Source organism: Arthrobacter sp. HMWF013 (assembly GCF_003061105.1).
GTDB lineage: Bacteria > Actinomycetota > Actinomycetes > Actinomycetales > Micrococcaceae > Arthrobacter.
The window spans coordinates 1-10,413 of sequence record NZ_QAIQ01000358.1 but is presented as its reverse complement, the minus strand read 5'-3'; the positions used below and the strand labels follow the sequence as shown (position 1 = coordinate 10,413).

Genomic DNA, 10,413 nt, shown 5'->3' with positions numbered 1-10,413 from the left:
CATCACCACCTACGGTTCCGCGGAAACCTGCGGCGGCTGCGTCTACGACGGCGTGCCGCTGGAAGGCGTGTCCGTCCGGGTGGCAGCGGACGGCCGGATCCTGCTGGGCGGTGACACGGTGGCCGCGGGCTACCTTGATTCACCGGAAAGCACCGACACCTTCTTCGAGGAAGACGGCGTCCGCTGGTACCGCACCAACGATCTCGGCGTGGTGGACGACGACGGCCGCCTGACCGTGCTGGGCCGCGCCGACGACGTCATCATCACCGGCGGCGTCAAGGTCTCCGCTGCCCATGTGCAGGCAGAGCTGGAAAAGTCCGACGGCGTCATGGCGGCTTTTGTGGCCGGCGTTCCGTCCGCGGAATGGGGCCAGGCCGTGGCCGCCTTTGTGGCGGTGGCCGGCGGTGGGGACACCGGCGGCGCGCCCGCGGCGGCCGGGACCACCGGGACGGCGGCGGCTCACGCCGTCGCGCATGAACAGCAATGGCATCAGCGGCTGGGCCTCCTGGCACCGAAAACGGTGCTGACCGCGCCGGAACTCCTGATGCTCCCCAACGGCAAGCCTGACCGGCTGGCGATGATCGAGCGGCTCAACGCCCTGCACGGGGGAAAGTAGAGTAGAGCTGCACCGGCGGCCAGTTCGCAGCCGGGACACCCCAACGTTCCACCGTTCTCCCAACCCAACACGAGGTACTGACGTGGCCACAGCCGCACAATGGATCCAAGGCGCCCGCCTCCGCACGTTGCCGGCGGCGATCGCCCCGGTACTGATCGGTACAGCCGCGGCCTACGAAATGGATTCCTTCCGACCCGTCAACGCCGTCCTGGCCGCGCTGGTGGCGCTGCTCCTGCAGATCGGCGTGAACTACGCCAATGACTATTCCGACGGCGTCCGCGGCACCGACGAGGACCGGGTGGGTCCGCTGCGCCTGGTGGGTTCAGGCGCAGCGCAGCCGGAACACGTCAAATATGCTGCGTTCGGAGCGTTCGGCCTGGCGATGCTGTTCGGACTGGCGCTGGTGGTCATCACCCAGAGCTGGTGGCTGATCCTGGTGGGAATCGGCTGCGTGATGGCTGCCTGGGGTTACACGGGCGGCAAGAACCCGTACGGCTACATGGGCCTGGGCGACGTTTTTGTGTTTGTGTTCTTCGGCCTGGTGGCAACCCTTGGCACCACCTACACGCAGGCCGGGCAGATCAACCTGCCGGCCATCATCGGCGCGATCGGCACCGGGCTGATTGCCTGCGCCCTGCTGATGGCCAACAACGTCCGGGACATCCCCACGGACACGCAGGCGGGCAAAAAGACCCTGGCCGTGCGACTGGGAGACAAACACGCCCGCGAAAGCTACGTCCTGATGCTTGCCGTGGCCATCTTCCTCGTGGTGATCCTGGCCCCCGGACGCCCGTGGATGCTGATCGTGCTGCTGCTCATCCCCGCGTGCCTGATGCCGGCCTGGCTGATGATCAACGGCCGCAAGCGCAAGAGCCTGATCCCCGTGCTGAAGCAGACGGGGCTGATCAACCTCGGATACAGCCTGCTCTTCTCAGCGGGGCTGGTGCTCAGCCACGGATTCTAGGCTTCGGGGGCCTTGGCCTCGGGAGCTTTGGGCCCGGACGTGCGGATGGTGACGTCCGGATTCGCGTCCAGGAGGCCGTCTTCGGCATTCGCGTCGGCTACCTCGCCGGCGCTGCGCAGCGGCTTGGCCTTGCCGGAGAACCGGCCATGAAGGGCGGCGGCTGCCTCGTCCCGCTGTTTCTGGAAGAACAGGTAGCTCACTGCGAAGGCGATCAGCGCCGCGCAGATGACTGACAGCAGCGCTCCCAACTGCAGGAACATAAAAAGTACGAAGAGCGGCGCGAACAGCGCCAGCCGGATCAGGGAGTATCTCAGGAAAGCCACCATCCAAGTTTAGCCGCCCGGCCTGAACGCGCGTTGCCTGCGGACGATAGACTTAATGACATGCTCTTCCGTGTGGTTCTCGCTGTCGCTGTTCTCGTCATCTTCGTGTATGGCCTGGTGGACGTGATCCGCACTGACGGCCGCCTGACCCGCGGAATTTCCAAGCCCGCCTGGATCATCGTGATGATCGTCCTCCCGGTGCTTGGCGCCATCCTGTGGCTCCTGATCGGCCGCCCCCGCACTAAAGGACCGGTCCGGCAGGCCGCTGGCCATCCCCTCGCCCCGGACGACGATCCGGACTTCCTCCGCAACCTCGAAATCCGCCGCCGTAAGCAGGCAGAAACCGCCCGCCTGAAGAAGCTCAAGGAAGACCTTGAAGCGAAGGAAAAGACCGACGGCGGCCCTGCAGGTTCCAGCCCGGATAACCCGGGCCCCCATGGCGGGAAGGATAAAGGCCACGGCGGCGCCGCCGGTGACACGTCCAGTCCGGACGCTGACACCCATGACACCGGCGACGTAAAGTAAGTCCCATGGCCCAGCGACCCGACGGAGAAGCCGAATTACCGGCAACGCCCGCCAGGACTGGGACTCCGCCGCCTCCGCCAAGGCCCGGCCTCTCCTACGCAGCACCTGCACCGATCCTGGTCATTCCCCCGGCGCCCCGGAGCGTCGGCGTGGCAAGGACATCCTGGTTGCTGAGCTTCGTCGCCGGCCTCGCCGTGCTCCTCGGCTCATTCTTCGCGCGGGATTCAAACCTGGAGCGGCTCCGGGCTGTCGTTGAGGAGATGTCTCCCGGTGGGGATGCCGACGCCGTCGGCACTTCCTCGGCCATCGTTTTCTGGGGCAGCCTCAGTGCCTTGCTGTTGGTGATTCTGCTCGAAGCGGCGGCCATTGCAGCTGTTTCTGCCCGCCGCGGCTGGGCCCGCTGGCTGATGATTCCGCTTCTGGCCGGCCACGTGATGGCCATGGCGGTGGCCTATGCGTTCCTGGTTCCTGAGGGCGACGCCGGCAGCTATGTTGTGCTGCTCTGGGGTGCCCAGCTGCTCCTGGCGTTCGTCGGCCTGGTGGCGCTCTTTATGCCCTCGGCCGGCAGGTGGCTCAAGACGCGCCGGACCAGCCTGTAGGCGAACCGCGTTCCCGGTAGGGCTTATTGCCGCTGCAGCTGCAGGGCGGAAAATTCCGCAACGATACCCTCGCAGCTGCGCGTCACCACCCGGCACGTCTCCAGTGCCGCACGGTCCGTGAGCGGGTTCTCCGCGACGGTCCGCCACCTTTTCAGGTAGCTCCGGGCCTCTGCCAGGATCTCCTCCGGTGGAGTCTCCGGAGCAAGGCCCACCCTGATGCCGGGGGCTGCTCCCCAGCCACCGATCAGGCGTTCGGCTTCCTCCGCCAACTCGTTGCTGAGAGGAATTCCCGTGGTGCGGATGGTGGCGAGCAGGCGGAGCTCGCGGAATTCGTGGGCATTGGCCTGAACGCGTTCAAGGCCGACGGCCAGCCCTCCGGCACCTTCCCGCGGCACGCTTCGAAGCAGGTTTTCCAGGCCCACCAAAGCGGTCCTGGCCTTCAGCGCCTCGGCCCGGGCCTGGAACTGGCGGGCCACGAGGTCCAACAACGGATCCAGCCCGCTGCGCCGGGCAAGCTCGTGAGCCAGGCGGGTGGGTTCGTCAAAGCCACTCCGGATCAGCACCACTCCCAGCCGGATCCCAAACAAGCCGTACCGTTCCAGCAGTGAGGCCCTGGCTTCGGCACTGAGGCCTTCCGGGACGGTGGCCCTGATGAACCGGTCCGTGGAGAGCAGCAACCGCTCCCGCTCGGACCGGTCCAGCCCCGACAGGAGCCGCAACGACTCGAAGTCTGCCTGGCGCATACTGCGGGCACTTTGCGCCAGGAGCCCTGCTACCGGGACCACCCCCAATGCCAGCTTTCGCAGGCTGTGGTCCCGGCGATACCGCTCGGCGATATCGCCGGCAGACAGCAGGGAATCTATGCGGCCGGCTCCGATCTCATCGGCCCGGGACAGCACGGCCAAGGCATTGACTGTCCCTGACCTGCCTGCCTCCGTGTCCCGGAACGACTCAAGGAACCGCAGGTCCGATGCGTGCAGGTGGCGCATCAGATAGATGATCGCGTCGGCTTCGGAAGGCGCGTCCGCGGGTGTCAGGAATTCGGTGGACCGGGCCGATACGTCCCCGGACAAGGAGGCTATTCCGGGTGTGTCTATCAGGGTGAGCTCCCGCAGGCCCTGCGAGGGCCACTCGACCACCAGGCGTTCCACGTCTTCTGCGCGGGAGCCGCCCAGGACAAACACCAGGCGGCCGTCCACGCGCTTGAACGGCAGGATCCGCGGTTCGCCGACGGCCGGATAGAGCGTTATCCGCGGTGTGTGGCCGTAGCGGTACCAGGTCACGATCCGGGTGCACTCGCCGGTGTCGGTGGGCGCGATCTCCTCACCGATGATGGCGTTCAGTAGCGTGGACTTTCCTGCCTTGACCATGCCCGCCACAGCGACCCTCAGCGGCTCGGACAGCCGCGTGGCATACGCCTGCAATGACGCCACTGCCACGGGGTCGTCAGAGTAGACGGCGAGGGCGTCCTGAAGCAGGTCCGCCACTCCGGCGCTGATGGACGTGCTCATCTGCCCGCCGCAACCGCCTGTGCCGTGCCCGCCTGGGCTGGGCCCGTCGAGTGCCTGCCCGCCGTCGGACTTCCCGCCGTCGGACTTCCCGCCGTCGGACTTCCCGCCGTCGAATCCGTAGCAGCAGCGGCCATACCCGCTGTCCGGCCCTCAGCAGTGGGGCCGGCTTCCGGCTGGACCGCCGTCGAAGACTGAGCCACTTCAGCTGCCACCAGTTCAGCAGCGTGGTGCACTGCGTCGACCTTCTTCAGCTCCTCCTTGATCTGGCGGACCCGCATGTCCTTTTCGAGCCTGTAGACGCTGGCCGCCTTCTGGGCCGCCGTCACCGAATCGGCCAGGGAACGGTGGTGCTCATCCGCGATCTCGGTGAAGTGGTCCCGGGTGGAGCGCTGGACCAGCCGGAGCCGGTCTTTCAGCTGCTTGCCCACCTGGAAGGTGACGTCGTCGAGCTGGCGGCGGACCAGGGCCTTGGCCTCCCCCTGCCGGCGCTTCAGCCGTGCTTCCTTGTCCTCGCGGTACGCCTTGCGGCCCAGGAGCAGCCCTGCACCGACGGACAGGGGGTTGATCAGGGCCATGCCGAAAATCCCGGTCAGGAGGCCGAACATCAGGACCCCTCCGTACGAACCCCGCATCCCGATCAGGACCTTCTGCATCGGGTTGATGCGGCCGTCGTCGAGCCCTGGCATGTCGTCCACCGGGTCCAGGGCGTCCCCGGCGTCGGAGACACGCAGCGCAGGCAGTGCCACTTCGTCCTCCGAGAAGTGCTCAGCCACCTGCGCTGCCAGCCACTGGGCACGTTCGCTCGTCCAGACGAACGTGTCCGAGATCGCGGCAGCGGCACACTCCTCCAGCCACTTGGAGAACTGGGTCCAGGTAGGCCCAGGGTCGCCTTGGTCAATGGCGGCTTCGGCCTCCCGCTGGATGCGCCGGAGACGGTCGCGCAGATCGTACTCCATGTCCGCGATCAGGTCGCCGATGCCGTCATTCAGGGTGATCTGCCAGCGCGCCGAACGCTTTCGCAGTTCGTCAGCCTGGGACTTCGCCTCTTCGAGCGCGGCGATCATCCGTGGCGTACCCTCGGGGTCCTCCAGCGCCCCCAGCTCTGACTGAAGCGAAAGGCGCAGGTTTTCGGTGACGGAAAGCAGGTCCTGGCTGACGGAGCGCCGTTGCAGCCGTTCCGCCTTTCCCACGATTTCCTTCCTCAGGTGGCCGATCAGGCCGGGGAAGCCGGATTCCGCATTCAGTTCAGTGTCCTGCAGCCTGGCCGCCTCAAGGCGCAGGTCCGAGGACACCGGATACAGCGGGATGTCAGGGGAAACCTGTGCCAGGTGGCCGCGGTCCAGTTCGGCAACCCTGCGCCATTCGGGGTACAGGTCAGTCTTGGACAAAACGCCCACCACGCTGGGGGTGATGCGCATGGCCTGCCGGAGGAACCGGATCTCCGGCTCGGTGTATTCCTGGGATGCATCCGAAACGAGGAGCAGCGCATCAGCCGATGGCAACGCCGTCAGGGTGCTCAGGGTATGGGTGGACCCCAGTCCGCCAACGCCGGGCGAATCGACCAGGGTCAGGCCTCCGGCCAGCACTTTGCGGGGGAGGAACACCTCGGCGGCCACAAGTTTCTTGGCATTGCCGGGGTTTCCGCGTTCGGAGACATACGCGGCCAATTCGTTGATCCTAATGGGCTGGCGTTCGGGTTTCTCATCGTCGCCGGGGTCAGTGTCTGCCTGCGGGAGCAAAATGAAGGCCGACGCCGGATCACCGTGCCGGACCACTGTGGGTACGGAGGTGGCGATGTCGTCGTCAACCGGGCACACAGGCGCGTTCACCAGGGCGTTGATCAGTTTGCTCTTGCCCTGCTTGAACTCCCCCACCACAATCACGCGGACGTTTGGGTCCCTAAGCCTGCGGAGCGTCTGGTCCAGGCGCTTTCGAAGGTCGGCGCGTTCCCCGTCACTGACCAGCCCGATGCCCTGCTCCACGAGCTTGATCAGTTGCGCCGCCGTCGCGGTCGCCGGGGACCGTGACGGTCCTGGGGAGCCTGTCTTCGTTGCCAGACCTCCCGGTCGTTGCGTTTCAACCACAGCCAGTCCTTTGCTTCAACTCTCAGTATGGGACGTGGGGGCTACGGCGGGAAGTGCCCGGCAGGGTTTCGAGTCCCTGCCAGGCACTTCCGCTACCCGGGACTGGCGCTAGAGATTCACATCGTCCTCGGCGTTGATCTCGGTGTTTCCAACGTCCTCCACAGCGATCTCCGTGGTTGTCTCCTCCGTGAAGGAGTCCTCGACCTCCACCTCGATCGGGTTGAAGGAGTCAACCACTTCCACATCGTTCTCTGTCGAGTTGTCCTGGAAGGAATCCGCGACATCCACGGCTATATCCGTGTTGGTGGAGTTGTCCGAGTTGTCCTGGAAGGAATCCTGGATTTCCACGTCGACCTCGGTGGTGTTGGTCTCCGAGTTATCGGAGTTGTCCGAGTTGTCCGAGTTGTCCTGGAAGGAGTCGTGGATGTCGACGTCGGTGCTCTCATCGTTGAACGAATCGGCGATATCAACGACGGTGTTTTCCGAGTTGTCGGAGTTGTCCGAATTGTCCGAATTGTCGTTGAACGAATCGTTCGTGGAGTTGTCCGAATTGTCCGAGTTGTCCGAATTGTCGTTGAACGAATCGTCGATGTCGACAGCCAGGTCGGTGTTGAAGGAGTCATCGATGTCCGTCTCCTCGTTGCCGATGTTGACGTCGCCGTTGGCGCGGATCGAGTTGTCTTCGGAGTTATCCACCGAGTTGTCCGTGTTGTAGGAATCCTCGATGTTGTTGGAGTCCTGGATGTCGACGTCGTCGCCGGCAGCCACAGCCCGGTCACCGGAGGCCACCACGGAGTCGTTGTCGAACCACTGCTTCACATCACCGTCGGCCCAGATGTTCTGGTTGACGGACTGGTCGGTGATCGTATCGCGGTCATCAACCTCTGTAGTTGTGGTCGAGGTGTAGGAGTAGTGGTTGACTACGTGGTGGAGCTGCTGGACAGCGTGCGCGTGGTCATCGCCGCCGTGGCGCCCGCCACCGTGTCCGCCGCCTCCCGGAGGGGTGTGCCCGCCTGTGCCGCCGCTGCCACCGCCTGTCCACGACGTGTTCCCGCCGGTGTTGTATTCGCGGTCGAATGAGGAAGCATTCAGGGTAATGGGTGCGAAGTCCAAAACAACCGGCATCGCTGCGTCAACATCTGCGGAGCACACGTCGCCCAAACCATGAGCCTCAAGCACCCTCTCCGGATCGTCCAGGAACTCCTCTGCTGCTTCCCGGCTTCCAAAAAGGCTCATAAGGAACTGGACGAGGTCGTTCGCGAGTGTAGGCATTGGATGTCCTCAATTCTTCTCTGAGTTGCGGATCGCCAGGCATCGTCACCGGGCTTGAGTCAAACGTAAGGTTCTGTCCGCGCACCGGGCATCGGGTCGATTCCCCCTACCGGCCAACCCGCTTCCAGTGCTTTTGCCGGCCCCCACATTAGGGGTACTAGGGGTTCACTCCCGCGGCGGGTCTTCGGGACCCAAGGCAAGGCGCAGCCGGACCAGCAGATCGGAGCGGTTTTCGGCACCCAGGCGCCGGCGCATCCGGGCGATGTGGTGTTCTGCAGTCCGGGGGGAAATGTAGATTGCTTCCCCTATCTCGCGGTACGTCTTGCCTTCGAGGACCAGCCTGGCCACTTCCTTTTCGCGCTCGCTGAGCACTGAACCGTCCTGCTGGACCGCATCCGTGGCATGGTTCTCGACAGCGGCAGGGCGCACCTCGGATCGTCCGGATGAGTTGGGGCTGCCGGAGTTCCCTTGCGGGTGGAGGTCTCGGGCGCAGGACAGGAGCCGCATCATGTCTCTTCGATCGTCCGCCCTGGCCGCTGCGTGCCCGGCCAACCGCGCCCCTTCCCAGGGCATACCCGCCGCATTCAGTGCGCGGGCCGCAGTTTCAACCTCAGCTGCCTGGAACTGTCCGGCGAGGACCGATACCCAGGCCTTGCCGGCACCTGCCAGCAGCGACGCGAGGTGGCTGTGCTGCGCTGCCCGTGCCAATGCTGCAGCGTGTGGCGCCAGATCGGCCGGGCTTTCGTTCAACAGTGCGGCCTGGACCGCCGCCCAGTGCATGGGAACAGCCCACAGCGGCGGCTCCCCCAGCTGCTGCAACAGCTTCCACACTTCATCCAGATAATGCGAGACCCGCCTGCTCTCGCGCAGGCGGGCCGCCGTGATCATCAGTTCCCCCCAAGGCAGGAGGCTGTACAGGTCCACTGACGTGTGGAGCATGGCTTCCCGGGCCCGCTCCCAGGCCAGGACCAGATCGTGGACTTCACCACTCCTGCGGGCCAGGCCAACTTCGAGGGCCGCACAAAGGAACTCATCGCGCGGGACCAGCGGCCAGGGGTTTGCTTTGGAAGCTTCGTTGATGGCCAGGCGTGCTTCCTCCGGGTTGTCCTGCTGCATGGCAGACCACGCCTGGAGCAGGAACAGCCGGGGTTTGACCGCATCGCCGCCCTGCCCCGCCGTCACGGCGGCGCGCAGGATCGTTTCGGCAAGGCGGGGCTCTCCGCTGTGCAGGGCCACCAGCCCGGCCAGCGCGCCCGGAGTATCCGGGAGGGGGATGGTGGCCCCGGCCGCCGTCAACATATCCGACGCGTGGATCAGGACCGGGAGTCCCTGATGCGGATCCGCCGCAAGAGATTCCAGAATGCCTTTGCCCGTCTGCATCTGCGCCACGGCAAGCAGGGTGGGCGACTCCGGGGCAGCACCGTCCGGAAACAGCTTGTCCGCTCCGGCGCGGTTGCCGCACCCGATCATGGCCACTGCGGCAGCCGGAGCGGATGGTCCCACCCGCTCCGGGCCGAGCCAGTTGTACACGTCAGCGCTCCGGGCCAGCATCCCCCGTTGCGCCCAGACGGCGGCGGCGACGTCCATTCCGAGGCGGAGGTCAGGCGGGTCAGGGCACCCGAGCAGCACGTCGATGATTCGTCCGGCGGAGTCCAGGTCCCCCGTGGCCAACGCAGCCTGGGCGCGGCGCGCCGCGGTGCCAACCTCATCGGCTCCCGCCAGCAGGGCCTCGTCATAAAGCTGTGCGGCCAGGCCGGGGTTGTGCTCCAGCGCCCTGTCTCCGGCTTTTTCGAGCTCGGCGGCAACGCGCTGGTCAGCCAACCCGTTCCGCGCCAGTTGACGGGCAAAGTCACCCAGGAGACGGCCGTCAGCGGCAAGATATCCAACCAGCTCCCGTTGCAGGGTATGGATGCGGACCGTCGGCGTCGATGTCAGGAGGGCATGCTGGACGGTGCCCAGAACTGTACCGTCAGGCTGCAGGAGGCCAGACGACTCCGCTCGCGCCACTAAGGCATCGAGGTCTTCCACGGCACCGCCGGCAACCTTGCGCTCCAGTTCGCGCGGCAATGGCCCGGGGAGCATGAAGCCGACCGACAGGGCCAGCAGGAGCTCCCTGACGAGGGCGTTTTCGCCGCGAAGCTGTTCCGGCATGTACGGGAGGCTGCTGGATGCCAGGAGGACTGCTTCTTCCGCCGACGGCTGATCATGGCCCATCATCCGTCAGGTCACGATCGCAGTCGGGGTGGGATCAGCGGTGGGTGTGGGCGCTGGGTCCGTGGTCGGCTCAGGGGCGGGAACTGGTGCCGGGGCCGTGGTCGGCTCAGGGGCCGGTGCCGGAGCGGGTGCTGGAGCCGGCGCAGTTGTCGGCTCAGGCTCAGGTGCAGGGGCCGACGTCGGTGCGATCGTCGGCTCAGGCTCAGGTGCCGGGGCCGGGGCCGACGTCGGTGCGATCGTCGGCTCAGGCTCCGTCGACGGCTCAGGCTCCGGCGCAGGAGTCGTCGTCGGATCCGGAGCGGGAG

Annotated in this window: 9 protein-coding genes and 1 pseudogene; 5 read left to right on the top strand and 5 right to left on the bottom strand. The window is 65.9% G+C overall.

All coding sequences use genetic code 11. The features are described 5' to 3' along the window. Together DBR22_RS13495 and DBR22_RS13490 are read left to right on the top strand one after the other, a co-directional pair. Positions 1-616 (top strand): annotated as a pseudogene (locus DBR22_RS13495) (AMP-binding protein); the annotation flags it as partial. An 82-nt stretch (positions 617-698) separates the two neighbouring features. Further along, on the top strand, positions 699-1,580 hold the full coding sequence (locus tag DBR22_RS13490; RefSeq protein WP_108599441.1) for a 1,4-dihydroxy-2-naphthoate polyprenyltransferase: 882 nt from the start codon (positions 699-701) through the stop codon (positions 1,578-1,580). Here the strand turns inward: DBR22_RS13490 and DBR22_RS13485 are convergent. Continuing rightward, positions 1,577-1,903 (bottom strand): DUF4229 domain-containing protein, encoded by a 327-nt coding sequence (locus DBR22_RS13485; RefSeq protein ID WP_181365176.1) that lies wholly within the window; start codon positions 1,901-1,903, stop codon positions 1,577-1,579. The genes DBR22_RS13490 and DBR22_RS13485 overlap by 4 nt on opposite strands. A 60-nt stretch (positions 1,904-1,963) precedes the next feature. On the opposite strand from DBR22_RS13485, the gene DBR22_RS13480 reads away from it, so the two are divergent. After that, positions 1,964-2,428: a PLD nuclease N-terminal domain-containing protein gene (locus DBR22_RS13480; protein ID WP_108599439.1), complete on the top strand. Its 465-nt coding sequence runs from the start codon at positions 1,964-1,966 to the stop codon at positions 2,426-2,428. 149 nt (positions 2,429-2,577) lie between these two features. Beyond that, positions 2,578-3,027 carry a hypothetical protein gene (locus DBR22_RS13475; protein ID WP_258229199.1) on the top strand — a complete coding sequence of 150 codons (450 nt, stop codon included), beginning with the start codon at positions 2,578-2,580 and terminating at the stop codon, positions 3,025-3,027. A 23-nt stretch (positions 3,028-3,050) separates the two neighbouring features. Here DBR22_RS13475 and DBR22_RS13470 read toward each other — a convergent pair whose 3' ends face one another. The 4 genes from DBR22_RS13470 to DBR22_RS13455 form a co-directional block, all read right to left on the bottom strand. Then, positions 3,051-4,538, bottom strand: a complete 1,488-nt coding sequence (locus DBR22_RS13470) for a dynamin family protein (RefSeq protein WP_108599438.1) — start codon at positions 4,536-4,538, stop codon at positions 3,051-3,053. Beyond that, on the bottom strand, positions 4,535-6,520 hold the full coding sequence (locus DBR22_RS13465) for a dynamin family protein (RefSeq protein ID WP_258229200.1): 1,986 nt from the start codon (positions 6,518-6,520) through the stop codon (positions 4,535-4,537). The genes DBR22_RS13470 and DBR22_RS13465 overlap by 4 nt, the downstream gene beginning before the upstream one ends. A gap of 210 nt (positions 6,521-6,730) precedes the next feature. Continuing rightward, positions 6,731-7,894: an IniB N-terminal domain-containing protein gene (locus DBR22_RS13460; RefSeq protein ID WP_108599437.1), complete on the bottom strand. Its 1,164-nt coding sequence runs from the start codon at positions 7,892-7,894 to the stop codon at positions 6,731-6,733. A 165-nt stretch (positions 7,895-8,059) separates the two neighbouring features. Further along, positions 8,060-10,111, bottom strand: a complete 2,052-nt coding sequence (locus tag DBR22_RS13455; RefSeq protein ID WP_108599436.1) for a LuxR C-terminal-related transcriptional regulator — start codon at positions 10,109-10,111, stop codon at positions 8,060-8,062. A gap of 94 nt (positions 10,112-10,205) precedes the next feature. On the opposite strand from DBR22_RS13455, the gene DBR22_RS13450 reads away from it, so the two are divergent. Beyond that, positions 10,206-10,413, top strand: a 208-nt coding sequence (locus DBR22_RS13450; RefSeq protein ID WP_181365175.1) for a hypothetical protein, incomplete at its 3' end; no start/stop codon positions are given.